This window comes from Rhodococcus sp. KRD162, from assembly GCF_017168335.1.
Taxonomy (GTDB): domain Bacteria; phylum Actinomycetota; class Actinomycetes; order Mycobacteriales; family Mycobacteriaceae; genus Rhodococcoides.
Genome location: NZ_JABFAU010000031.1, coordinates 1 through 23639, shown reverse-complemented (window position 1 = coordinate 23639; position 23639 = coordinate 1). Strand labels below are relative to the sequence as shown.

The window sequence follows — 23639 nt, the reverse complement described above, 5'->3', positions numbered from 1 at the left end:
CCCGTTACCCGAGTTGACCGCCAGCCAGTCCGCGGCCGACCCTGCCTTCTTGTAGACGCCGGGAGACTGGACGATCTTGCGCGGACCCCACTGACCGTCCGACCGCTTCGCCAACACATCACCGGTGACCGCCGCAGTGCCATCATCGTCGTAGTCGGTCGCCGCCTCCACCGCCGCAGCAGGACCGGGCACCGTCGACGCCGCACCGACATCACCCTTGCGGAGAACGAAATCGGCGACGTACGCGCCCGGAGAGATCTCCTCGAACACCACCGACCCATTGCCCTCGGTCGTCGAGGTCACCGAGCGCACCTCGAGCGTCGGCACCGCGCCGGTGTCACCCTCGTCACCGAGGTAGTCGGTCAGCGTCTCGAACTTCACCGGCCCACCGGGGTACTCCTCGACGACCATCTTCACGTCACGAGAACCATCGACGCGCCACGCGTGGCCGATCCACTCCGGCGACAGCTCACCGATCGTGGGAATGTCTGCGGGGATCTGCGCGCGGTGGATCTGCACCGGGGTGCCGTCGCGGCCGGGCGCGCCGTCGTCGCCCTTGTAGGCGAGGATGTCGACATCCATGTTGCCGGCTTCGATCTCGGCGACACCACGGCCCGTCGTGCGGATATCCCACTCGTCGTGCAGACGCAGATTCAGGGTCATCGGAAGTGTGAAGTTGAACCCAGCCATCAGTTGCTCCCGTTCTCAGGCATCGGATCGATGTCGATACCACCGAGCGCCGCTTTCGCGCGCGCCGAATGTCCCCACTGGAAGAGCCGGACGATGAACTCGTTCTTTCGTTCGAGTTCGCGGCGCATACTGGCCATCTCCTCGTTGTGCTCCTCCCGCGTCTTCCTGATGTCCTCACGGTGCTCGAGGCGAGCCGCTTCGAGTTCGTCGTCGTGGTCGTCGCGCTGCTTCTGCATCGCCTCGGTCAACTGATCGACTCGAATGTTCAATGCGCGGTAGCGATCATCGAGAGATGCGTACGCCTCGTCGCGGGCGCGGCGGCGCGTGCGTTCGAGAAGGTTGTCGCGGCGGACCTTGCGGATCTGGCGATTCGACCACCACCGAGCACTGGCCCCGATCCACCGGAACTTTCCTTCGAGCTGCGCGAGACGCTCGGAAAAGGTCAGTGCCGCAAACGCGATCGCAATGACGGCCAGGACAACCGGATTGACATTGTCGAAGAGATCACTCGACGGCACCTAGTCCCCCTTGCTGCCGAATTTTCGACTGTCGAGCCAGCGCGGCGGTACCGATCGCGAGGACGCAATGCAGCAACACGGCACCGAGCAATCCAGACGGAGTGCGGATTCCTTGCCAGTAGTGATTGACGAACGCGGCACCGAACAATCCCCAGCTCACAACGAAGTACGCAGCAGCAATCACCAGGTGCGCGGTCACGATCCACGACCACCACCGGAAACCAGCACCGACAAGGAAGACCGACGCACCGACGAGGAAGACGATTCCCCAGAACGTCAGACCGAGGCCGAACAGTGCGTCTCGCTCGGCCCGGGCGAGTCCACTGGCGGCGGCAGGCTGCGCACCGAGATAATCGAGACCGCGGATGGTCGCCTGAAAGATGACATACACCTGAACGACGATCATCACCCACCGTGGGAAGTCCCCGACTCTCCACTTCCCACGGTGCAGGTCGAGCACTACTGCACCTTCGGTGGCTTGATACCGAACTTGTTCTGCACGTAGGCGATAGCAGAGGCGAGCGCCGCCGAACCGGCCAGTGTTCCGACCACCTGCCAGTCCTCCCACGAGAACACGTTCAAAGTCCCCTGCGTGACGGCCTGAATCACCACGTTCCCGACTGCCATCACCACCACCGCCAGTAATCCCTGCACGAGAGTGCGCAGGGCGCGCGAACGTGCTTGCATCTTGATCCAGCCGACCGGATCGAACTCACCGTCCTCGGTGATCACCGGTACGTTCAGCGGTAGGCCGCCGACATCGAACAGAGTGTCGAGTTTCTCGCGGCCCTCGGCCTCGATGCTCTCGAGTGTGGCATCCAGACGCGATCGAGCATCCACAGCTGCCGCGTCGAGTTGCGTGAGCGCACCCTCGAACGTGGCGGACACACGGTCGACGACCTTCTCGGTGATCAGATCGATCACATTCTTCTCGGCCATCACCGACCCACCTTCGCCAGTACCGCTTTCGCGGCCGCGTCACCCTTGTCCGCCTCGCGGCGCACCAGATCGATCGCCCACTGCTGCCCCGCGAGTGCCTCACGCTCGACGAACTCCTCGTGGATCCGGGCGTCGGTGTTGAGCACGAAACCTGCGAGGGTGTCGATCGGATCTCCGGTGGTGCGGTACTTCGACCGGCTCGGGAACTTCTTGGTCAGTTCGTCGTCGGCGTACGACATGGTGATGGTCCTCTCGTGTAGAAGTGCGTCTGCCATGGAGTCGCACAGGGCGTAGCGGCGCTGACGGTCCGCGAGTCCGTTGGTGCCGCCGTTGATGGCGCGAGTCGCGCCGACCAGGTCACGTCGGTCGGACAGGCCGTTGAGGTCTCGTTGGGTCGTCCAGTACCAGACGGCCGGCAGGAAGACGTACTCGTCACGCTCGGCGGCAGCGGGGTCGTCGAGGAAGTACGTCGGAGTCGGGACGGCACCTCGGGCGTGCGCCCACTTCGAGCACTCCCGGTAGTTGTTCTTGCCGGTCATCTGAATGGCACCGCGGCCGCGATACCGGAATCCATCCCCCGGCTGGTCGTTGCCCATCCGCCCGTCGTACGTACGCTGGTCAGGCGTCGGGTCCCACAACTCTCGGAACACCGACAGCCCGATCGACTCGTGACCGAGCTGAGCGAACCACATCACCGCACGGTTGCGGGTCGAGATGCCAGCCAACAGCATCGCCTCGTTGAACGACGGGGCGAGGGCGGCGTAGCGGCCGAGAGAGTTCGCCCCGTCGAACGCACGATGCATCGCCGCTGCGGTGACCACTACAGCTCGCCCCGCGCACGCTCGACGGACCGCTCGTGGATTCGGCCGTCGATGTTCAGGACGAACCCTGCGAGCGTGTCGATCGCGTCGTCGTTCGTGCGGTACTTCGACCGGGACTGGAACCGCTTCGACAACTCGATGTCCGCGGGCGAACGCGTGTCGAGAGGCGGCGCAGGCTGGATCGGCTTCTCGTTCGGAGTTGCCGTGTAGCCCTTACCCGCAATGCACGACGCGAGCTGGTCCACCGACATCCAATACGAGTACGGCCGGAAACCCGAGTCCGCGACGAAGCACTCGCGGGTATCAGGATTACACCCGACGACCGTGAAGTAGTGGTAGACCATGCCACCGCCATAGGCAGGCTTCTCACCACGAGTACCGCGCGGATAGTTCGACGGCGGCACCATCACGTTGCACACCACCGCGTAGCCGCCGAGGATCGACGCCTGCACGTCCCGCCACAGCAGCTCCGTCTGCTCCTTCGTGGCATCGTTGCCGGGGATCTGACGAGTGATGTAGTCCGCGGGCACGTTTCGGTTCAGCAGATCGGTGATCAACCCGATATGACTGGTTCCGTTACGCGTCGTGCCGAGCTGGCGAGCGAGATCAGCCTCGGTCGAGTTGATACCGCGAACATCGAACGCGACCTGGCATGAGGCAGGCCCGCACCAATAGCTGGTCTCCTGCGGAATGATCGACACATTGTGCGGCAGAACGATATCCGGCATGGGGCACTCCTAGTTCGTTGCAAGGGTCATGGCGTTGAACATCGAGAACAGGCGCTTGAACCGTTCCTGATTGCGCTGCTGCGGCGACTTCTCCGGCTCGTCGTCACCGATGACGGTGTCCACCAGCACTCGGTCGTCGCGGGTGTCGACTACCTCGATCGACTCCACGCGGTCGGTGAACATCTCGCCTTCGTCCTCCCACCCGACGAGATGGCCGATGTCGAAGTCGCGGAACGCCGCATGCGGGGCCCAGTCGATGATCGAGACCTTCGCGCGGCGCTTCCCGGCGATATCGAAGATGCCTTGATCGGCGCGCTGCTTCGAGGAGAAGGTGTATCCGGCCGAGCCGCCGTTGACGAACTTCTCCGGGCGAGCCAGCGGGCCGAGCTCGCGCTTGGCCTTGTAGTTCGTGGCCTTCATGAACGCGAGGAACACATCGTCGAGGATCGTCGACAACGCACCCGCGACCGCGCCAATGATCCCGCCGAGACCACCGAGCGGAATCGACAACGCCGTCAGCGCCGCGGTGGCCAGCGCGATGATCCCCTGCTCGATTGCCAGACTGAGCAACTTGTTCAGCCACGTAGGTGATTTGCCGCCCACGATCACCGAATAAGCCTGTGGGTGAGTCACTTCCAGCGTGGCGTCGATGATCCCCGGTGAGTCCTCCGTCCAGATGCACGACGGAATCTCGGTCTGCTTAAGATGCTTGGAGATCTGCTCGGCCAGTCCCGGGAGGAATCCACCGATCAACGAATCGACACCGTCAGCGATCATCTGGGCGATCGTGTTCGCGAGCCCGTCGAGCGGCGCGACACCGGTGTTGATACCGCCGGACTTCGGTCGATCGACCACCCGCATCCACACCTGCGAGGACAACAGAGTCACCCGATCGGACGGCTGCTCGTCTCGGCCCTTGATGAAGAAGCCCATCTCGATCATCACGTCCGAGTCCTCGAGGACCGGATCGAACAATTCCTCGAGCGAGACCATCCGGGCCTGCATCGTCTTCCACTCCGAGCGATCGGAGAAGAAGTCGTACGGCAGCAACGTCACCGGGCACTGGCCGGTGCGGAACTTCAGGCGCAGGAAGTTCCGTCCGGAGTACCAGTGGATGCCACCCTTGAGCGGGCCGACCCACAGATCCTCAGGCGGAAACTGCACCTCCTCGAACCCGGGAATCGGCCCCGGGTAGGCGTAGATGCAGGAGAGGAAAATCTTCGAGTCCACCAGGTTGACGGTGATCGTCTTGTTTCCCTTGATGCCCTTGCGGACCGCGGTGTCGACGAACCCGTCGTAGTGCTCGTCGTTGTAGGTGATCCGCACCGGAATGACGGTGGTGTCCGCCTTCATCAGCAGATCCGCGAACTCCGTCGACCCCGGCAATACAATCTTCGCCGGACCCACGCCGCGGCGCTGCTTTCGGAACCGAGCCTCGCCGTAGTCGGTGACCATACCGAGCGGCACCAACTGCGGAGTGAAGACCTCCACACTGAACTCGGCCGCCGACCCGCGCCGAGGTGGCTCGTGGAGCAGCTCCCGCCACATCGCGGCCGACTCCGAATCGAGTGGAACATTCACGGGATCGATCACCGGTGCGGTCAAAACGGCCTCCGTGATTTCGGTTCGATCGTGAACACCGCCGACGACGCAGCGTTGCCGCCGATGCACTTGAGACGAGACATGTCCATCCGACGACGCCCCGGCACCGCGTTGTCCCTGAGGAACCGCTGACCGCCCATGTCTCCGTAGAAGTTGTTGCGCATGTTCGACTTCGGCCGCACCGACATGTCGGTGTGGATCACCACCACCTCACCCGGTTTCAGGTTCGGAGTGGTCACCACCTTGTCGCTCACACCGTCCGGGAGCTGAAAGACCCCCGGCCCCTTGATGGTGATCACCGGCATCGCCTTGCGGTCACCGGAGTTGTAGAGCGACTTGCCCGTCACCGGCTGGCCGTTCGCCCACGCGAACTCCTCCGGCAAACCCATCCACCACGACTTCTCCACCACCACCGGAATCAGATAGGGCTGGAAGCCCTCGAAGACCGGATCTACCTGGTGCTCGACCGACGGCATCGCGTCGAGCCGAAAGTCGCAATACTTCACTCCGCGAGGGGAATTGACGTACATCCGGGATTGGAACTCGTACCAGATGTCCGACCAGAACGAATCTTCGACCATGTGGATCGGCGAGCCGTGGATCTTGTGGACGTACACCGGGATCTTGAAACGCCGCGGCTCGATCACAGCACCCAGCCAGATCGCGCCGTCACCGCGCGCGGTCTCGAACCACTGATGCTTGGCTTCGGGCTCGACGTAATCCGCCCAGCCCTCGGCGAGCACCACCCCGCCGGACTCACGCCCGACGAGGTGATGCTCCGAGAGATACCATGCCCGCTCCGGAAGATCAGCTACCGCACCAGGACCCGCTATCACCACATTGGCAGTGCCCTCCGGAAAGAACGTCACGAGTCTCCAATCCGAACACTGTTCGAGAACCACTCGTCCTCGTGACGGGCCTGACGAATACCGGCCGCCAACTCGTGACGGTCGAATCCCTTGGCATTGACCGTGATCGGACGCGCCTCACGACGCTCCGGAGCCGACCGCTGCGGAGCCATCCGCTCCGCACGCGCCAACGCCAACTCCTGCGCCACCGACGTCCGCATCGACCCCGTCAACACTTCCTCGGTCTGACCCGACAAGTTCAGACCCAGCTCACCGTGCTTCCACAGACCACCGGTATCGAACAACTTCGGAGTCGGCGTCACCATCCCCTTCGCCAGCAACTCGATCCAGTCCGGAGTGCCCGGAGTGGCCGGCAACTGATTGTCGAGCTCCTCGGCAGTCGCAGGCTTCGCGGTATCGAGCAACCTCGCATTGTCCTCGAGATGCTGCTTCTGCAGATCAGCCAGACCCGACACCAGCGCCACCCCGGCCTTCGCGAGCGGGCCCATGTTGTCGGCCCCGTAATAGCCGAGCACATCAGCGACGTTCTCGGTCACGAAGTCACCGACAATCCCACCGATCGCCGACGACCACTGATCGGGCGTCGTCAACGCACCCGTACCGGATCCAGAACCACCCGCCGATTCCTTCGCCTCCGCATTACGTGCCCGCTGCAACGCTCGGTCCGCTGCCGCCTTCTCCTCCGGAGTCGACTCCGGATCGGCGTAGACCTCGTTGCGGCGGAGGTTGGCCTCGACCACCGCGGCCTTCGCGTCCTGCGCAGACAACTCCTCGTCCGAGAAATTCGTCGTCAGCTCCGGAGCCTGCGGGGCGGGAGGCTCATCGAGCCCGCGTGAGGCGGCCTCCTTCTTCGCCTCCAAGTCCTTGACCTTCTGTTTCGCGCGGTCGACCTTCGAGCGCGCCTGAGCCTTGTCGGCGTCGGACTTCTTCGGATTCCCCAGCGCCGCCGCCAGATCCTCCTCGGCCTGAGTTATCGCGATACGAGCCGACTCGAGCGCGAGTTCGTCCTTCTCCGCCCACGTCGCCTTCCTGCTGCGTGAACCTCGATACGTGGTGTACGAGCCTGCCGAATCGAGGCCGTACATGCCCGACGACCCCGGTGCAGTCGGATCGTACGGAGGAGCGAACAGCTCCCACGGAAGGTAATACTGGTTGGTGAACTGCGGATCGAATGCCCCCGCCGCACCCCCACCCATCTGCATGTTGCCGTTCGCGCCACCGGACTCGAAATTGACCTTCACACCATTGTTGGTGACCGTGGCGGCCATGTGCTCCTCGCTGGTGCCGACAACGAACGGCCCCGTCGTGCCGGGCACCAGTCCCGGCCACTCACCGGCCAGAAGCGAATACGTCGTGCCGAGACGGCCTTCCTCGCCCTGACCCATCGCGGCCTTCTGCAGAATCGCAACCCACCCCGAACAGTCCGCCGCCGACACCGACGCCCCGCCGCGCGCATACGGGTTGCCGTTACCGCGGCGGCCGAGATCGAACACCCGGTCCAGCGCGCCGCCCTCCGCGAAACCAGGCAACGCCAGGTTCCCGTTGAGCAGATCTGCCATCGGCAGTGCGTTGGTGTCGAGCATCTGACGGAACCGATAGACGTTCTCCTGCCCGCCCATCGCCTGCACATCACCGGCATCGAGAACATGCTCGCCCGTCGAGCCGCGCCACGCACCGAACCCGGGCGTGTACATCAGCATCGAATCCGACGTCGCCGTGCCCGGGCCGACCAGCGCGCCACCGGTCGCGCGGCCCGGGAGCTGCGACACCAGATCGGCGTACGCGGCATCGGACATACCGAACTGGCGCTGCGCCCGCCTCTCCTCGACGGTGAACGTCACGACCGCGTTACGCGGCCTCGTCGCGAAGTCGGCCTGCTCGTTGATCGCCCGGATCGCGTCCAAGGCTTCCTGATTCGGCGCAGAGATCCGAACGATTCCCGGCTTACCGTTGATGTCGTTCTCGATCGTGCCGCCGACTTCGAGAATCTTCTTCTTCGCGTCGTCGGTCAGAGCATCGACGGGAATGTCGACAGGCTGCCCGACCGAGGTCAGCAATCCAGCCAGAATCGAAAGCTGCTGCTCGACCGTGTCCGCCCCACGGAGCTGGGCAAGCATGTCGATGTTCTTCGGAATGAGGCCCTCGGCCTCGATCATCCGTCGCAGCGCCTCGACACTGACACCAGTCGAGATCGACAACTGCTGCAACTGCGCATCGTTCGATGCCCAGATCGGCCCCATGTCGGCACCGGCCTCGGCCGCAGTGATCGTCGCATCCTTGATCGCCAGCAACGAATCCCGCAGACGGGAACCGTTCGACGAAGCGGTGTTGACCGCACCGTCCTGGCCGATCAGCGCATCGCCCCACCCCTCGGCCGCATCCCACACGTCCTTGGTGGCTTCGGCTGTAGCACGGACCTGATCGTTGTACGTCTGCAACGCATCCGAGAGCGGAATGGGTTTGCCCGACAACACATCCAATGCAGTCTTCATCGCGTTGATGCGGTCCGTCGCCGACGACGACTCATCCGAAAGGACCTTGACTGCATCACGAAGATCGAAGAATCCCGGCGTGGTGTTCTTCGCGGTGTCCCGCGCCTTGACGAACTCCTCACGGAGAGGCTGCAGCACATCGAGAGCCTCGGACCCGCCGTCCTCGATACCACGGAGACTGTTCGCGATGGCATCGTATTCGGAATCCGATCCCGCCAACGCCGCGGCAACTTCCGCATTGGTCTTTCCGAGATTCCGGAAACCGGACTCTGTCTTCGCTCCCTGTTCGGCCAGATCCTCCTGTGCATGCAAGGCATCGGTACCGGCCTCAGCTACACCGGAGAACCAACCCTTTATATCGCTACCGGCGGCCGCGAAGATCCCGAACGCTCCCGGCCCGTTGTCAGCGAGTTCGAGTGCCTTCTCCCGGACGGAGTCGATCTGCATCCCCACCGCGCCGAGAACATTGTCCGACACCGCGCCCTGCGACTCCTGGAATGCCTTCGCCACATCACGTTGCGCGGCAGCCACATCGGACGAGGACTTGTCGATCGCTTCCTGCTGGGCATCGAGCGCGGCGTACTCCGAGGTGATCTTCCCGACCGCGAACGTCGCGGCCATGATGCCGACCATCCATGGGCCACCGAGCACACCGATCGCACCCTTGGCAGCCGATGTCATACCGCGCAGACCAGCGACAGCGGTACCGCCGACCACGCCACCGAACTGAGCGGCACGCGCAGCCCCGTTACGAAGCGCGGACGTCAGCGCACCCGACTGGCCGGCCGCGGCGCGCTGCTGATTGGCGAACTCCCGCGTGCGCGCGGTGACACCGCGGTAACCCTCCGCCATGTTTCGGACAGCAGGCGAACGCCGTTCCAGAGCCGCGAGACCGGATGCAAGTTCCGACAGCGGTTCTGCGTTCTCTTCGAGCGCACCCGCCAAATCCTCTGCATCGCCGGTAAGGGCAGAGATCGGATTCGCGGTGTCGGTGTCCGAGATACCCGCCAGAGCGGATTGCATTTCCATCTCGCCGCGGAAGTCAGCGATCGACTCACGCCAGCCGTCGATCGTGTTCCCGATGGAATCATCGAGTCCGGTCACCTTCAGTGCAGCAAGTCCGACAGCCACCGCCTGCACCGGGCCGGGAAGATCGGTGAACGCGCTCACCAGATCGCCAACGAAACCTGCGACCGGTGCCATCGCCTGACCGGCAGACTCGAGCCCACTGATCAGACCGGGTGTGGTGTTCGAGACGAACTCCGCACCCTTGGTGATCAGACCTTCGAGAGGACCGTCGACCAGGTCGTAGACCTCGAGCGCCATGGTCTCCGCAGCATTACCGGCCGCAGCCATCGCGCCCGGCAAACCCTGAGTCTTCGCAGCTGCAACCTCAGCCGCCGAGCCCTGTCGGTCGATCGCAGTGCGCATCGAGTCGTAACCGGCCTGGCCCTGCTCGGCGGCAACACCGGCCAGACGCATTGCGTCCGAACCGAACAGCGTTGCCGTCGCAGCCTGATACAACTCCGGAGTCATCGAGGCCGCCGCCTCGTCGAGCTGACCGAACAGCGAGGACATACCGACGAACTGGCCCTGCGCGTTGTAGACCGTCAAACCAAGATCTTCGATCGCACCCTGCGCCGGCTTCGACTGATCCGTCAGTGCAAGCAACGACGACTTGAGCAGGGTGCCTGCATCCGACCCCTGGATGCCCGCGTTCGCGAGAATCCCGAGAGTGGCGGCCGTGTCCTCGATCGACATACCGAACTGGTTGGCCACCGCACCTGATTGCTGCAACCCCGACGCAACATCGGTGATCTCGGCCGACGACGCGTTCGCAGAGTTCGCGAGCACATCGGAAATCTTCGCCGCATAATCTGCATTGAGACCGAAGGACTGCAGCGCCTGCGACTGAATCGTGGCCGCCGTCGCAGCATCGATCTGCGCGGCCGCAGCCAACTGCAGGGTGCCCTTCGCCGCATCCATCGACTGCTGCACCGAGAAGCCACCCTTGGCCAGCTCCGTCATCGCCGCCGCAGCATCCGACGCCGACGTGCCCGGCAGCGAAATATCGTTGCCGAGTTCCTTCGCACGATCACCTGCTACCGACATCTGCGACTCGGTCGCCCGGGTCACTGCCTGCAGCGTATTCATCGTGGTCGTGTAGTCGTTGCCGATATCGATGATCTCTTTGACGCCGGCGGCGACAGCAGCGCCACCGATCGCCAGACCCATCGCGCCCGCGAAAGCCTTTGCCTGCGTCATCGCCGGAGCAAGAGCCCGCTGCATCTGGCCCGATGCGTTGCGCGCGTTGACGGCGACTTCGACGTCTATCCGACCACCGGGCACGAGATCACCTCTTCCGCATTCTCAGAACGTCGGCCAAGGTGAGCTTTCGATCACTCTCGGGAGTCGAATACCGTTGCACCGCTTCGGTGTACTGCTTGATGTAGACGTCCGCGAGCTCCTGACGGCGGAGGGCGATCGGATAGATCAGCGGCCGCGGTGATGGCTTGATTCCGCGGCGCTTCCGGTCGTCCGCGGCGGCTTTGACCTTCGGATCGCTCGGGTCGGTGATCCACTGCGAGTACAGCGAATCGAGCTCGAAGTTGTCTCGGTCGAGAAGCATCGCAATGTTCTCGTCGGTTCTGCCCTGCTGATCGTCGCGGGCGAGTGCGTCATGCACCAGCGCCGCGAGATCGACATACAGCATCGACTCCATTGCCTCGCGGAGATCGAGGTGGTGATGCGCCCGGACGGCGGCAAGTGCTGCGTCCCAACCTTCCTCGTCGTCGAGGGTGGCTAGGACGCCAAGAATTTCCCCGACAGACTCATCAGGCCGGCGATCTTGTAGATCGCCTCGAAGAGCTTGTTCGACTCGTAGATCGACAGTTGCCCGATGTGGCCCCACAACTGCTCGGGATCACCTTCCGTGAGGACTATGTCGAGGACCTGGTCACCGACGTCGACGCCGGTCGTTCGGAGCAGCTTGAAGAACTTGCGGACAGTCTTCGCCGAATAACGCCGGCCCACCAGGTAGACGTTGCCGTCGAACACGATCGGCACCGGACGGTAGTCGTTCCACACGATCGGCAACTTGACCGGCGGACCGCCGACCGCGAGCACCGACTCGAGATCGAACGGCTCCGTCCGCTCGGTCGGATCGGCTGCTTCGACCTCGGGCGAGGGGGTGATCCCCGCCTCGTCGGTGTCGACGGGGCGGGGATCTTTGTTCTTGCTCTTGTTCTCTGGCATGTGAATTCGAGTTCCTTACTTGACTGGATGGGTACCGAAGAATCAGGGTGCGAGCGGGTTGGCGTCGCCGCCCTCACGAACCTCGTTCAACGCGATGAGCTCGAACTCCCAACCATCGAGATCCTCGCCCTTGAACGAACGCGGAGGCGGGGTGCCGAGGCGGTTACGCTCGCAGTAGAACCACGCCTTCGCCGAAATATCACGTGCGACGGCGAGCACCGCGAACTCCTCGCCGTTGCCCTTCTTGTACTCGAAGTTGCCGGTGCTCAGTTCGATCACCTCGCCGCCCTCGAGCACCGTCAGGAACGTTGCCTTCGAGCGGTCAGTGGCACGGAACTTCAGCGTGTCGTCGCGAGGAGAGGTCGTCACCGCATACGAGGACTTACGGAAGTTCATGACTTTGTGCTTCTTGACGTCCTGCGTCGGGGTGACATCGAAGCCCATCTGCAGACCACCGAACGCATCCCACGCGACACCCGGCGCGGTACCGGTGACAGGGTTGTCGGCGAACGGGTCGTCGGGAAGCGCAGTACCTGCGGGTGCCCGGTAGAAGTCGACGTCCAAGTAGACGGTTGCCTTGTTCGGATCGGCGTGTGTGCTCACGGGTGATTCCTTTCAACGTTTCGGCCCACGTCCGTGAGCTCGATGCTTGGGTCCGGTCCGGGGCGCATGCCAGGACACCCCGGACCGGGGTTCACGCCCACCGGAAAGTGGGGTGTTCTCGGACGGTGACGGTCAATTCGACACGCACCGTCTGGCGGTAGAGCGGCATGTTCTCGCTACGGGACTTGTCGATCTGCGGACCGATACCCGGACCATCGACCCACCTGCCGTTCCACGAGCAATTCCGGAACAGGCGCGCAGTGGTGTGGCCGATGATCTCCCCACACAGACCAGCCAGATCCCATGCAACTTCCTCGGGATCGGCGGCGATCGGGAACGGCTCGGCTTGCAGAATCGCGGGCGGCGGAGCGAAGACGTCGATCTGCACGAACGGCTTCCGCAGCATCGGGTCGTCGCCCCTGTTTCCCGCACCGCGAATGATGATGAAGGGGCGCACGATGTTCTCCGGAAAGTCACGCGTGGTGATCAGACTCGCCGGAACATGTTCGGTCAGATCGCCGTCGTCCTGCAGCGCTTCCCGAACGGCACCGGGAGCGAACGGAATTCGCACCTTCGGGGTCATCGTGGAGTCCAGCCCGAGTACTTACCGTGCGCGCGCGCCGCATCGGTCATGACGGCTGCCGGCGGAGTATCGAGGGTGCCGTACTCGATGTAGCTGGCATCGTCGGCCGAATTCACCGCGAACACCCGCTTTCCCTCGGTCTCCACCGCGAACTGTGACTGAAAGTAACCGGTGTCCACCGGAGCCACCGGCTGCGCCTCGTCGATGATCGCCTGCGCGATGTCGACCCGATCATCGAACGTGGTGTCGGTGATTTGCTGACGAACCTGCCCGGGATACACCGTCAAGCGAGCTGACATCAGGACGGCTTGGGAGCACTGGCCTTCGGCGGCCCTGCAGGCCGACCACCGGGTGCCGAGGTCATCTCGGCGGGAGTCGGGGGTACGGGTGCGTCGGTCTTGGCGACGTCACCCGAACTTCCTTGGCTCGCATCGGCATCGGGCTCGGTGGCCGCTGCAGCCTTGCTCTCCTTCAGCTCTTCCTCGGCCAGGTGCGCCTTGTGAGCGAACGTGCCCTCACCGGCGTGGTGCTTGCGGCCCTCGTCGTCGGTCCACTCGACGATCGGCTGAGCGGAGGTATCGGTGATCTCGGTTTCGGCCATGATGGCTCCTTCGTTTGTATGTGGCAGACAGGACCAATCCGGGTTAGGTCATTGCCTTCTGTTCATCGGAAAGCTGCTCACGCAGAACCCATTCACGGGTTCGCATGTCGAGGAACCATCCCGCCTGTGCATTGAGCACCGCCTGCGCGAGGGCCGGGTAGTAGTTCGGGTCGGTCCGGAAGTTGAAGTGCCAATCAGCAGCACCGAACGCCAGACCGTCGAGATCTGACGCCAACTGTGTCACCAGAAAATGCGACGTCGTCGGGTACGGCGGTCGTGGCTTCGGTATCTGCTGCTCGGTGGGCTGATCCATTGCGGACCAACTCCTTTCGATTACGGGGTCAGCTCTGGGTTCGAGGCCATATCCGAACCGTGCTCGACGATTGCGACCACGTACTGCACCGGTCCCCCAGCGGCCGACCGACGCTCCTTCGGCCGGCCACGTACGTAGACGACTTGGCCAACCTCGACGATGTCGGTCGCGTCTGTCCCGTCTGTGCGGGTATCACCGTCGAAACGGAGGCGGTCCCTGCCGTTCAATCCTCCAGGTACCGGAGCATTGAGCTGCAGCACCATCTGACTGGTCGTCATGTCTCCGGGATACTGCTCCTGCTTCGTTTCGAGGAAACGCAGCGACAACAGGCCTGTGACCGGAACTGCCGTAGGCGGCACCGGAATCCTGTTTCCCGTTGACTCGTCGTAGACCGGAGGGTTCTCGCGGAGCACCGACCAGTTCTGCGGGTACCGCCTCATTCGAGGAAGTCCCTGCGGAAGTGCTGCGGTCGACGATCCGGTGCGTACGACGGCGAGATCGAGAACGACGACGATTCGAGACCACCCTTGGCGGGCATCGGTGTGAGGTCCGCGATTTCACTCGGCGTGAAATACACCAGCGACGACGCGTCCGGAGCGAGATCGAATTCGGTCGTTTCCTCCGGGAACTGCATCGACTTCACGCCGAGGCCCCGCCGGAAGTTCGTCAGTGCGCGGATGACCGCTACCGACATCACGCCGATCATCACGTCTCGATCGAGCAAGCCATCCGCGAGACCATGATCGAGGTCCAGCCCAGACGTGCGGCGCACATCGTTGCGAGCCTTCCCGGACGCGAACCGTATGAGAAACTGAAGTTGCTTCAGCTCCGGCGAGTTCGCGTCCTCGGGAAAGCTCTCCTGACTGGCGTCACGAATGTGGTCGACGGTGATCAACGGCTCCGTCGACGCCATCGGTCAGTCCCCGATGGACGCTGACGAGTCGGCCCCGGCCGAGTCGCCGTTGTCGCCGTCACCCGACGAATCCGCGGCATCGCCGCTGCTGTCGCCGTCCGCGTTGTCAGAGTCTCCGTTGGTGTCCCCACCGGTGGAGTCGGAGCCAGCCCCGGTATCGGCAGCCGCCGGAGTGGCCGTTACCTTGCGCGGAGCAGCCTTCTTCGCCGCGGTCTTCTTCGCGGTTGCGGCCTTTGCGGCAATCACCGGCGGCTCGTCCCACACCGTCGGATTGGTGATCGCCTTGACCGCCCAGTCCGGCACTTCGTCGCCGGGGTAGAAGATGTGGTACGTCCCATCGTCGTCCGGAACATGCACGACCGTCGTGAGATTCGCCATCAGAGCACCTTCGCAATCATCGTCGCGTTGGAGTTGCCGAGGATCGGCAGACCGATGCCCGACGCCTTTGTCCACCGCTGCACCGGATCAGGGTTGATATACGAGCCGACAACGACACCCGGCGCTTCGGTGGCGTCGACGTTGTAATCGGACTCGATCGCCTCGGCCGTGACACCCCACAGGGTCTCGCCGAGCTTGGCGTTGTTCGAGGCGATGTACAGGATGCGATCGTCCGGGATCAGCCGGACCGTGTTGCCTTCGTAGTCCTCGACCTGCGCGTCGAAGATCTCGAACGGTGGGTGACCGAACGAGGTGAACAGGGAGTTGACCTGCTCGCGTGTGACGATTCCCTGCGTTGCACCGGGAGCCAGGCACATTGCCTTGATCGCCGGGTTGCGCATGAGGGTCGACATCACACGCTGCGAGGTGATCGCACGAGCCGGGTTGCCCGAGTTCAGGATTCGGAAGACCGTGAACCACGACTCCTGATCGAGTACTGGATCCGCCGCACCGGACCACAGAGTGGCCGCAGTGACCGAATGCGCCCCCGAGCGCAGGAAGTCGGCCTCCAATTCGAGGCCGTCCTGGGCGAGGGAGACCTTGCCGGTCACCAGCGCCTGAGCCTTGGCCATGATCAGACGGGTCTTGAGTGCCTCGGCCAGTTCGACGCCATCGTTGAGGATGATGTCGAGAATGGCGTTGTCCGCCTTGCGGAGCCGCAGCCGGTCGTATTCTCCGAGGATGCGCTTCTCCGAGATCGGAGGCAGCTCACCGGAGATCCGTGCAACACCCTTGCGCGCGGACTGCGGAGCCTCGGTGTCGAACGTGCGGAACTTCGCAGCGCGACGCAGACCGAGCTGAGTGATGTTCGCCCGGAAGTCGACGTCGTCGATCAGGGTGTCCGGAAGCAGATCGTCGATGAGCGCCAGATCGTTGATCGGACGGTCCTTCAACGCCTCGCGGACGTAACCGGTCAGTTCGGCCGGAGAGATGTAATCGCTGTTGAGGATCAAAGCCATTGCTGCTCAGCCCCTTCCTAGAAGTATCGGATGTCGCGGGCAGTTGCCTGCCCGGCGGCGTTGACGGACTGCGGCAGCTTTGCGGTGACGACCGCGCCATGCCAGTACAAAGCACCCGCGACGACCGTAAGTCCGGCCGGAACCTTGACCGCGGTGTACAGGTGGCCCTCGATCGGGTCGGAGTCGCCGTTGGTCCAGAGGCCGTAGCGAGCTCCGATCTTCTTCACCGGATACCCGGACTTGATCCAGCCGTCGGGATACTTGCCTGCGAACGATGCGACGTCGATGTTGATCGGCCGCGCGGTCTCGGTTCCGTGCGCGGTTGCGAGCCAGGACCGATCGTCCTGGCCGAAATCTTCGCGCTTGACGTTGAGATCCATGTGAATGTCCCTCCTTCAGAGGTCAGTTCGATTGGGTGGTTTTCTTCTTCTTGGCCTCGTACAGCGAGCGGCCGGCCGAGACAGTGCCGGACGCATCGCGACCACCACCGCCCTGCCTGCGGTCGCCCTTGGGCGTCCGCCTCTTCTTCTGGTCGCCGCTTTGCGCGGCCAAATACGGCTTCCGGGTGACCAGGTCGTCGATCGCATCCGCGATCTCGTCCTCGTCCACTTCGCCGTCTTCACCGACATCGAACTGATCGAGGTCGAGAAACTTGATTGCGTCGGCAGGGTCGGCGAGCTTGCCCGCGGCAGCGGCCCGAACCTCCGAACGCAGAATTCGGGAATTGGCTCTCGCGAGAATGTTCCGCTCCGCCTCTTTTGCCTTGTCGTCCGCATCCACGGTGGAGTTTTTCGCTTCGGCCGCACGTCGACGTGCCCGCTCGGTACGCAGCTTCTCCTTCATGGCAGCAAGAGCGCGTTCACCCTTCGGCCCCAACTTCTTGTCGTCGGGATCGTCCTTGTCGTCGTCCGGATCGCCGCTGTCGTCGACGTCATCTTTGTCGTCGTCGGGGTCGTCCTTGTCGTCGTCCGGATCATCAGAGTCGTCAGGGTCGTCCTTGTCGTCCGGATCGTCTCGGTCCATCTGCTGCTGCAACGGCTGCACCGACCACACGACCGGCTGGCGGCCACGGGTGAGGAGCGAGGCGAACATTTCGTCGGACAGGATGGTTCTGCGCATGAGCGGTTTCTCCTAGTGGTGCGCCCCGTGCGGGCAGCGTGAGACCTGCCCCAGTGCGGGTCAGGCGAGAGAATCCCGTGCGTGACACGGGCATGAGAAAGGCCCCGACCGCAGTTGCGTTCGGGGCCTTGCGGAGTCAGTCAGTAGATGACGTCGGGATCGTTGGGGATGTCCGGGTACGGCGGATGGTCGCCGGCCACTTGCGGCGACGGGATGAGGCACCACGCGGCACCGAACAGTTCGGACGGTGTCCGCACTCCGCGTACCCCTGGCCCGACCGGAGTCAGCGGGTACACGAACCGGTCGAGATCGCCGAGCTCGTAACTGGTCTCGGCGTCAGCGGTGAAATCGATACCTCCGGTGGATTCGAGCCACCGGTCTGGGTCCGTCTGCGATGTCACTTTCCAGGTCATAGAAGCGCCATCACCCCGATCACGAATTCCTGTAGCTGACTGGACTTGTCGAACTCACCGTTGATGTCACTGCGGCCGAATGTGTCCTGCAAACCTACCTGGAACACTTCCGCGGGACGACGCGCCGGGTCGGCCATCGTGGAATCGTCGGCGTACGACTTGCCCGCGTACCGATTCTTCCATTGGTCCTCATAGCCAACCTCGTCCGCAAGTTCCGGGTCCTTGGGGTACACGCGGCTGAGCGGTTCGAGGACACCATTCTTCGTGGACCGAGAGCGAAGCAGGGCGAACTCCAACTGAGTGATGCCGTCGATCTTCGATTCCATGCGGTGACCGAGTTCGTGCGCCATCACCTCGTCGGGATAAGAATCGAAACCTCCACGGTAGTTCGGCTTCACGTCCGTTGCATCAGCAGCGATGTAGTCGTAATTGGCCGAATAGAAGGCCCGATCCGCCTTGCCGATGTCCAATCGGCCGGCAGATGCAGTCCGCAACCAATCGGCGGGAAAGATCGACTCTGCTCGACGGAGCGATGCAAGGCCTTCCGCAGTGCCAGGTGTAGCACTCGAGACCCTGAAATCGGCAACGACTGCGGGCTGCTTCACGCCACCGATCTGTCGAATCTCCCGCAGTGTGTCGAGGATAATCTGTTGTTCCCGCTTGGCCACGAGCTTGAGGATTTCATTACGACGCGGAGTGAAGGCACCGCCGCTGGCGACCAGCTCCTTTTCCTCAGCCAGCAGTTTCTTTACCTGCGTGTCCTTCGCAATGCGTGTGATTGCATCGGCACGGACGGCGCGACCGACAGACAACGTCGAGTCGAGGTGCCGCTGCAGCTTTTCGGGGACCAGCTTCGCGCCGTTCCGGTCCGTCGGGTACTTGATCGTGGTGTCGAGCCAACCGGCTCGATCCACCGGCAACGACGCCTTGGCGGTGGCGACGAGGTCGCGCGTGGTCGACGACAGGATCCGCGAAGCGTTGAACTTCTTCTCCGCTGCCAGCCACCTCTTCACGTCGGCGGTGTACTTCTTCTCGGCCGCCAGCCACTTCTTGACGTCGGCCTTGTACTTGTCCTCGGCTGCGAGCCAATCGGCCACCGCATCGAGATCGACCATAGGCGGCTTTACCGGCACCGGCGGCTTGACGATCGCGTCGAGATCCGGCACCAGACCGGTCCGCGAACCGATGCCCGAGCGAGGGCCCGACCGGTTGAGGACGTATCCGTTCAAGCGCAGCAGGCGAAGCGCCTCGTCGCGATCTCCACCGGACAGCTCGTAGATGTCCTCCGGCATCAGCCGAGGTGTCGTCTCCGGAGTCCGGCCGCGTCGTCGGATGAGCTTGCCCGCGACTCCGCGCTTGGTGACGCCCTCGGTCGTGGTGAACAAGCTCTGCCCGTAGACATCACGCCGAGTCAGTCGACCCGCGGTAGCGAGTCCGTGTGCACCGCGGCGCGCGTTGACGACCTGCCCAATGTCCGCGCCTTCGCGAATGGCCTGCGCGCCTGCGAGAGTGAAGATCTTGTCCTGCATCCGCAGATCGAGCGAGGCGAAGTAATCCATCGGGTCGGTGCGGACGTCGTCGGCGATGTCCTCCGTCGACGCGATGTGCCGGCAATCGCAGAACGGGTGCCGAAGAAAGCCGCTGCTGAACCGGTAGAACCGGCCAGCCAGCACTGCACACCGCGAGCACGACGGTGGGTTGAGCATTCGCACGTACCCCACGTCCGGGCGCACGGTCACACTCAGGCCGGTCGCGACGCGGTTGACGTCGGCCACCTGCGTCTGCGCCCGGAGCTGCGTCATTCGCAGCCCTGTCTCCCACGCAGCCGACAGCACGTCGGGGCCGATCGGGAGGCCGCGGTCGACCGCCTTCTTGATCTCGCCCTTCGCGGTGATGATCGGCGAGTACATCAGCGTGTCCAGAGCGCGGCCGTCGGATGCGATCCCGATCAGCCCCTCCGGATCGACCTGCGCGATGGGTTCGACGACGGTGTCGAGTGCGTCGAGGGTGTCCGCGACGTACTCGTCGGTGCCAACGGCCGACGCCTGCTGTCCGGCAGCGACGACGGCAACAAGCCGATCGACGTTGCCGGCGAACCACGCATCGAAATCGCGTGGCGGCCGACGACCCCAGATCTCCGTCGCGGCTTCGATAACGTCGTTCTGAATGCCCTGCTGGCGAAGGTAACTGTCAGCTGCCGGTTCCGGAATCATCGATGTCTCCCGGGGTGCGTTTGGGTACCTCGGTCAACTGGCGATTCAGACGATCGAGAACGGGATCACTTTCGGCGGCGAAATAACGACGCTCGCGGTTCTTCCGGTTCTCGTCCCATCCGAGCTCGTCCCACGATCCCTCTCGCGAGTACACGGGGGTGCCGCCGTTGAGCTTCTGAATGTGGTCCGCTTCCTCGGCCTTCGTCGATGTACCAGGATCGATCCACTCGACCTTGATCGCCGTGCCCTTGTCAGGCCACTCGCCGGTACGGAACCGCTCCTCGAGCGCCATGGCCCATCCGATCCCGGTGCCCTGACTCTCGTTCTTCTCGTCGGCGTTGCCATTGATGCGTGACTCGTCGGCTCGAATCGCACCCTCAGCCGCGGGGTTGGCGGTGTTCTGACCGAAGTACCGCATCGGAAGGCCCGTCACCGACGATCCGAGACCGGCGTACAGCTTCACCGTGTCGTGGAAATTCCGCAGATCCGACGCCGAGAACTGACCGAATGCCGCATCCTTCGGCCCCTTGGCAGTTGCTGCCATGGCCGTGAAATACGACTCCCACACCGGGATCGGCTGGCCCTCTTCGTCGACGAAGTCGCCCTTCGTCGCACCCAGTAACCACTTGCCGGGCGTGCCGTGGGTCTCCTGCGCAACCTGCATGTTCGCCAGAGTGCGGGCGCACGCGTCAGTCAGACCCATGATGTCTTTCATCTCGGTCGTGCCTGTCCACTTACCCAGTCGGCGGCGGTTCAGGAACAGCACCACCGGGATCACACCGAGCTCGTGTTGGTCGACAGCGTCGGTGTCGTCTTCGTTCTCGGCGTCGCCGCCGACCTCGTCGTACTGCCAGCCCCGCGGGCCAGCAATCACCTGGATCGTCTGGTCGGGAAGGAACAACGTTCCGACCCGGTCCCCGTCCTCCGTGCGGAACTGCCGGAACGCGGCGGACATTCGTCGACGGCGCTGGTCGATCAGGCAGGACATCTGCAACGGGGACTCGACCGAGATCAGAGGGTGGTCGGGATCGTCTTCGTTGGTGCCGACCGTCATGTAGCACCGGCCGTAGATCATCGTTTCCTTGTTCAGGAGTCGAATCTCGGATGCGAGGTTGTTGACGTCGAAACTCTCCTGCAGCGCGACGTCCTTACGGGACACCCTCGGAGCGAGCTCGTTGCCTTCCTCGTCGATGACCGCCTCGGCCTTCGAGTCCCGTCGAATGAGCGACTTGATCCGCTGCCGCCGTGCGATCTCCTCTACGTACATCCGCGGCCAGTTCGCGATGGTCTCGAACATCCGCAACTCCGGTGGCACCGCGATGCCGAGCTGCTTGACTCGCTGATCGCCCTCGAAGTACAAATCGTGCAGTCGATCGGCCGGCTGCAGGCGAGACAGGCTCGCGTTCATCTTGCCGATCAGGTCCCGGTGGTCCGAAGACAGGGTCGTACGCAGAATCGGTGCTGTCACAACCCCTCCTTCATTTTCGATTGCGGAAAAAGAACACGCGCTGATCGACCGGATCCGGCCAGCCCGCGACCAACGCATCTTGCGTGGCCTCGTTGGCGAGGACCGTGGCCACCGCCGCGTCGATCTTGCGGTGATGTTCGCCCACCGGTTTACGGATGCCGTGCCGCTGCGACGGCATCGGCACGTTGCGGGCGTTCAGGACATGACGGGTCGTGATCGGGCACCCGTCATGCGTCATGCGTTTGCTCCGCAGATCGGTCTCGCACCGCAGCAACGCCTCGTGCATCTGACGTGGACGGTTCGTCTGCCACTCGAATACCTTGTCGGCACCATATGTCACCGACCAGGAACCGATCTCGGAGTAGTAGCCCTCCGGGTCGCAGTACATCCGGACGACATCCCAGCGGTCGAAGATGTGCTCGACGGCCACCTCGAGCTGATCGCGCGGGATCTGGCCTCCGTACTCTGCCGGATTCCAGATCGTCGGACGCAAGGCCCGTTCGTCGCCGTATCGGGGCGTGAACGAGTAGCCCTCCTTCGTCTGCGCCCGGATAGCCGTCCAGTCGTTGGACTCCGAACCATCGAACCCAACGCAGATCTGAGTGCCCGCCTTGGGATTGGGCAACCACAGCCGCTCAGGCCCTCGCATACGCACCGTCCCAGACATCCTGATCCATCCAGGCACCCACACCCTGAACGAGGCGATTGCCGAACCAGCGCTCCGCTTTCGGTGGATCGGTCTCCGAGATTTCCTCGGCCTCGGCGTCTATCGAGTCGATCGAGATCCACGGGCAACCCGCGTACACGAAGCGCAGCAGTTCACGACGTTCTTTCCTGTTCTCCCAACGCAACCCGTTCGGCGGCATCCGGTAAAACTTGAATACGTCTTTCATGCGCGACTCGTAGGTCCGCTGCGCATACGAGTGCTGCGCTGGATTCCAGCAGTTCGTAGTTTCCATCGTGCGGCCCTGCATACCTGCCGCACCGCGACGTTGCGCGTCCGCGACGTCGACGAGCTTGTTCTCTTTCGTGTACAGCCCGGTCTCGTCGTTGAGCACGAACGAGACGCGCTTTCCGATGCGAGACAGGGCATTCGAGGTGACCTTCTCCACCATCGAGTCGCGGGCATTGCCCGGCAACCGGATGAAGTTCTCCCGGATGCCCATCAGCTCCGACAGCGGGCCGTTCTCGATCATCGTCGTCAACGGTCCGTAGACGTTGTCGACCTGGTCTTCCGACGTGGCGGTCAGCTGAATGATCGGGGTCGGCCACGGCATACCCATCGGTTCGCCCGGGTTGTAGGCATGCTCGAATCCGCAGCCACACCCGAAATCCGAGCACGCGTACCCGTCGCCTTCCTCTGCCCAACCCGCAAACAACGTCGGCCCCACAGCCTCGCCCGCGATGACCGCCGCCGACCACGGACCCTTGCCCGACTTCTGCGGACCGATGATCTGCGACCGCCGATACGTGAACGCCTGGTTCAGCATCGGCTTCCGCGGCTGCCAACGAGCGGACTTCTTCACCCGGTAGTGGTTTGCGGTGCACCAGAACTGCCAGTCGGCCATAACGAACGGATCCCCGACGTTGAATCCGTCGGGGATCGAGCAGTGTGCCTGATACCAAGGGTCGAGAACGTCAGCGAGGGTGGGAAAGTCGACGGCGTACGACTCAGTCGCTGCCATCGGACCGAGCTACACCACGCAACCGGCGACCGGTTCCCGTCGTGCGTTCGATGACCCGGCCCGCGGTGCGCTGTTTCGCGGCCGGCGACTCCGGAACGATCTGGTCCTTGGGCACGATCACCCAGCCGTTCTCTTTCAGACCCGACGGCGTCAGCCCGATCTGATCGGCGAGACGCAGCGCGGCGGACGCGACAGCGGCCGGCGCTTCCGGATCTTCCATCTTCACGGTCCAGCGAACCCACATCGCGATCGTCCGGAATCGGTACGGCTCGCGAATCCACTGTGCTGCCTGTGAGGTGTGTCAAGGATGTGAGACAGTCGGGTAGTTTCTTTTCGGTCAGGCAGCAGCGGGAAGCGGCTGGTTTCTGGTTGTGAAGTTGGCCATTGCTGTCGCGGGCGGCAGACCCTCGTTGTTGG

The 23639-nt window shown here is 63.5% G+C and carries 28 protein-coding genes; all 28 read right to left on the bottom strand.

Going from position 1 to position 23639, the window contains the following annotated elements; all coding sequences use genetic code 11:
- Positions 1-690, bottom strand: a 690-nt coding sequence (locus J1M87_RS24280; protein ID WP_206492341.1) for a hypothetical protein, incomplete at its 3' end; no start/stop codon positions are given.
- Positions 690-1208: a hypothetical protein gene (locus J1M87_RS24275; RefSeq protein ID WP_206492340.1), complete on the bottom strand. Its 519-nt coding sequence runs from the start codon at positions 1206-1208 to the stop codon at positions 690-692. The genes J1M87_RS24280 and J1M87_RS24275, both read right to left, overlap by 1 nt.
- The gene (locus tag J1M87_RS24270) at positions 1195-1668 is read right to left on the bottom strand and encodes a hypothetical protein (RefSeq protein ID WP_206492339.1); all 474 of its coding nucleotides are present in this window, start codon (positions 1666-1668) and stop codon (positions 1195-1197) included. The genes J1M87_RS24275 and J1M87_RS24270 overlap by 14 nt, the downstream gene beginning before the upstream one ends.
- On the bottom strand, positions 1668-2147 hold the full coding sequence (locus J1M87_RS24265) for a hypothetical protein (protein WP_206492338.1): 480 nt from the start codon (positions 2145-2147) through the stop codon (positions 1668-1670). Before J1M87_RS24265 ends, J1M87_RS24270 begins: the two co-directional genes overlap by 1 nt.
- Positions 2147-2968, bottom strand: coding sequence for a hypothetical protein (locus J1M87_RS24260; protein ID WP_206492337.1), 822 nt, complete (start codon positions 2966-2968; stop codon positions 2147-2149). Before J1M87_RS24260 ends, J1M87_RS24265 begins: the two co-directional genes overlap by 1 nt.
- Complete coding sequence (locus tag J1M87_RS24255) at positions 2968-3696, bottom strand: C39 family peptidase (protein ID WP_206492336.1); 729 nt, start codon at positions 3694-3696, stop codon at positions 2968-2970. Before J1M87_RS24255 ends, J1M87_RS24260 begins: the two co-directional genes overlap by 1 nt.
- Positions 3697-3705: 9 nt before the next feature.
- The gene (locus J1M87_RS24250) at positions 3706-5301 is read right to left on the bottom strand and encodes a hypothetical protein (RefSeq protein WP_206492335.1); all 1596 of its coding nucleotides are present in this window, start codon (positions 5299-5301) and stop codon (positions 3706-3708) included.
- Positions 5298-6167: a hypothetical protein gene (locus J1M87_RS24245; RefSeq protein ID WP_206492334.1), complete on the bottom strand. Its 870-nt coding sequence runs from the start codon at positions 6165-6167 to the stop codon at positions 5298-5300. Before J1M87_RS24245 ends, J1M87_RS24250 begins: the two co-directional genes overlap by 4 nt.
- A complete protein-coding gene (locus J1M87_RS24240) occupies positions 6164-11008 on the bottom strand; it encodes a phage tail tape measure protein (protein WP_307830922.1) in 4845 nt (1614 codons plus the stop codon). The genes J1M87_RS24245 and J1M87_RS24240 overlap by 4 nt, the downstream gene beginning before the upstream one ends.
- A 4-nt stretch (positions 11009-11012) precedes the next feature.
- Positions 11013-11372: a hypothetical protein gene (locus J1M87_RS24235; RefSeq protein WP_206492333.1), complete on the bottom strand. Its 360-nt coding sequence runs from the start codon at positions 11370-11372 to the stop codon at positions 11013-11015.
- Between the two features lie 89 nt (positions 11373-11461).
- Positions 11462-11914: a hypothetical protein gene (locus J1M87_RS24230; protein WP_206492332.1), complete on the bottom strand. Its 453-nt coding sequence runs from the start codon at positions 11912-11914 to the stop codon at positions 11462-11464.
- Between the two features lie 42 nt (positions 11915-11956).
- Positions 11957-12517, bottom strand: coding sequence for a hypothetical protein (locus J1M87_RS24225; RefSeq protein WP_206492331.1), 561 nt, complete (start codon positions 12515-12517; stop codon positions 11957-11959).
- A 91-nt stretch (positions 12518-12608) separates the two neighbouring features.
- The gene (locus J1M87_RS24220) at positions 12609-13100 is read right to left on the bottom strand and encodes a hypothetical protein (protein WP_206492330.1); all 492 of its coding nucleotides are present in this window, start codon (positions 13098-13100) and stop codon (positions 12609-12611) included.
- Positions 13097-13399: an HK97 gp10 family phage protein gene (locus tag J1M87_RS24215; protein WP_206492329.1), complete on the bottom strand. Its 303-nt coding sequence runs from the start codon at positions 13397-13399 to the stop codon at positions 13097-13099. Before J1M87_RS24215 ends, J1M87_RS24220 begins: the two co-directional genes overlap by 4 nt.
- The gene (locus J1M87_RS24210) at positions 13399-13701 is read right to left on the bottom strand and encodes a hypothetical protein (RefSeq protein WP_206492328.1); all 303 of its coding nucleotides are present in this window, start codon (positions 13699-13701) and stop codon (positions 13399-13401) included. The genes J1M87_RS24215 and J1M87_RS24210 overlap by 1 nt, the downstream gene beginning before the upstream one ends.
- A gap of 43 nt (positions 13702-13744) precedes the next feature.
- Positions 13745-14014: a hypothetical protein gene (locus J1M87_RS24205; RefSeq protein ID WP_206492327.1), complete on the bottom strand. Its 270-nt coding sequence runs from the start codon at positions 14012-14014 to the stop codon at positions 13745-13747.
- Between the two features lie 20 nt (positions 14015-14034).
- Entirely contained in the window at positions 14035-14454 is a 420-nt protein-coding gene (locus tag J1M87_RS24200; protein WP_206492326.1) for a hypothetical protein, read from the bottom strand.
- A complete protein-coding gene (locus J1M87_RS24195) occupies positions 14451-14927 on the bottom strand; it encodes a hypothetical protein (RefSeq protein WP_206492325.1) in 477 nt (158 codons plus the stop codon). Before J1M87_RS24195 ends, J1M87_RS24200 begins: the two co-directional genes overlap by 4 nt.
- A gap of 3 nt (positions 14928-14930) precedes the next feature.
- Positions 14931-15305 carry a hypothetical protein gene (locus tag J1M87_RS24190; RefSeq protein ID WP_206492324.1) on the bottom strand — a complete coding sequence of 125 codons (375 nt, stop codon included), beginning with the start codon at positions 15303-15305 and terminating at the stop codon, positions 14931-14933.
- Positions 15305-16324 (bottom strand): major capsid protein, encoded by a 1020-nt coding sequence (locus J1M87_RS24185; protein ID WP_206492323.1) that lies wholly within the window; start codon positions 16322-16324, stop codon positions 15305-15307. The genes J1M87_RS24190 and J1M87_RS24185 overlap by 1 nt, the downstream gene beginning before the upstream one ends.
- A gap of 17 nt (positions 16325-16341) precedes the next feature.
- Positions 16342-16704, bottom strand: coding sequence for a hypothetical protein (locus J1M87_RS24180; protein WP_206492322.1), 363 nt, complete (start codon positions 16702-16704; stop codon positions 16342-16344).
- A 22-nt stretch (positions 16705-16726) separates the two neighbouring features.
- Positions 16727-17443, bottom strand: a complete 717-nt coding sequence (locus J1M87_RS24175) for a hypothetical protein (protein ID WP_206492321.1) — start codon at positions 17441-17443, stop codon at positions 16727-16729.
- Between the two features lie 140 nt (positions 17444-17583).
- On the bottom strand, positions 17584-17844 hold the full coding sequence (locus J1M87_RS24170; RefSeq protein ID WP_206492320.1) for a hypothetical protein: 261 nt from the start codon (positions 17842-17844) through the stop codon (positions 17584-17586).
- Between the two features lie 8 nt (positions 17845-17852).
- The gene (locus J1M87_RS24165) at positions 17853-20069 is read right to left on the bottom strand and encodes a hypothetical protein (protein WP_206492319.1); all 2217 of its coding nucleotides are present in this window, start codon (positions 20067-20069) and stop codon (positions 17853-17855) included.
- Positions 20047-21537, bottom strand: coding sequence for a phage portal protein (locus J1M87_RS24160; protein WP_307830921.1), 1491 nt, complete (start codon positions 21535-21537; stop codon positions 20047-20049). The genes J1M87_RS24165 and J1M87_RS24160 overlap by 23 nt, the downstream gene beginning before the upstream one ends.
- 10 nt (positions 21538-21547) lie before the next feature.
- Positions 21548-22186 carry a hypothetical protein gene (locus J1M87_RS24155; protein ID WP_045194734.1) on the bottom strand — a complete coding sequence of 213 codons (639 nt, stop codon included), beginning with the start codon at positions 22184-22186 and terminating at the stop codon, positions 21548-21550.
- Positions 22173-23222: a terminase gene (locus J1M87_RS24150; protein WP_206492317.1), complete on the bottom strand. Its 1050-nt coding sequence runs from the start codon at positions 23220-23222 to the stop codon at positions 22173-22175. Before J1M87_RS24150 ends, J1M87_RS24155 begins: the two co-directional genes overlap by 14 nt.
- Entirely contained in the window at positions 23209-23442 is a 234-nt protein-coding gene (locus tag J1M87_RS24145) for a hypothetical protein (RefSeq protein WP_206492316.1), read from the bottom strand. Before J1M87_RS24145 ends, J1M87_RS24150 begins: the two co-directional genes overlap by 14 nt.
- Positions 23443-23639 lie beyond the last annotated feature (197 nt).

Coding starts and splice junctions, on each gene's coding strand:
- J1M87_RS24265 (WP_206492338.1), bottom strand. CDS start 2,147: ATGGCCGAGAAGAATGTGATCGATCTGATCACCGAGAAGGTCGTCGAC.
- J1M87_RS24255 (WP_206492336.1), bottom strand. CDS start 3,696: ATGCCGGATATCGTTCTGCCGCACAATGTGTCGATCATTCCGCAGGAG.
- J1M87_RS24235 (WP_206492333.1), bottom strand. CDS start 11,372: ATGCTGTATGTCGATCTCGCGGCGCTGGTGCATGACGCACTCGCCCGC.
- J1M87_RS24230 (WP_206492332.1), bottom strand. CDS start 11,914: ATGCCAGAGAACAAGAGCAAGAACAAAGATCCCCGCCCCGTCGACACC.
- J1M87_RS24220 (WP_206492330.1), bottom strand. CDS start 13,100: ATGACCCCGAAGGTGCGAATTCCGTTCGCTCCCGGTGCCGTTCGGGAA.
- J1M87_RS24215 (WP_206492329.1), bottom strand. CDS start 13,399: ATGTCAGCTCGCTTGACGGTGTATCCCGGGCAGGTTCGTCAGCAAATC.
- J1M87_RS24210 (WP_206492328.1), bottom strand. CDS start 13,701: ATGGCCGAAACCGAGATCACCGATACCTCCGCTCAGCCGATCGTCGAG.
- J1M87_RS24205 (WP_206492327.1), bottom strand. CDS start 14,014: ATGGATCAGCCCACCGAGCAGCAGATACCGAAGCCACGACCGCCGTAC.
- J1M87_RS24200 (WP_206492326.1), bottom strand. CDS start 14,454: ATGAGGCGGTACCCGCAGAACTGGTCGGTGCTCCGCGAGAACCCTCCG.
- J1M87_RS24195 (WP_206492325.1), bottom strand. CDS start 14,927: ATGGCGTCGACGGAGCCGTTGATCACCGTCGACCACATTCGTGACGCC.
- J1M87_RS24190 (WP_206492324.1), bottom strand. CDS start 15,305: ATGGCGAATCTCACGACGGTCGTGCATGTTCCGGACGACGATGGGACG.
- J1M87_RS24185 (WP_206492323.1), bottom strand. CDS start 16,324: ATGGCTTTGATCCTCAACAGCGATTACATCTCTCCGGCCGAACTGACC.
- J1M87_RS24180 (WP_206492322.1), bottom strand. CDS start 16,704: ATGGATCTCAACGTCAAGCGCGAAGATTTCGGCCAGGACGATCGGTCC.
- J1M87_RS24175 (WP_206492321.1), bottom strand. CDS start 17,443: ATGCGCAGAACCATCCTGTCCGACGAAATGTTCGCCTCGCTCCTCACC.
- J1M87_RS24165 (WP_206492319.1), bottom strand. CDS start 20,069: ATGATTCCGGAACCGGCAGCTGACAGTTACCTTCGCCAGCAGGGCATT.
- J1M87_RS24155 (WP_045194734.1), bottom strand. CDS start 22,186: ATGCGAGGGCCTGAGCGGCTGTGGTTGCCCAATCCCAAGGCGGGCACT.
- J1M87_RS24150 (WP_206492317.1), bottom strand. CDS start 23,222: ATGGCAGCGACTGAGTCGTACGCCGTCGACTTTCCCACCCTCGCTGAC.
- J1M87_RS24145 (WP_206492316.1), bottom strand. CDS start 23,442: ATGGAAGATCCGGAAGCGCCGGCCGCTGTCGCGTCCGCCGCGCTGCGT.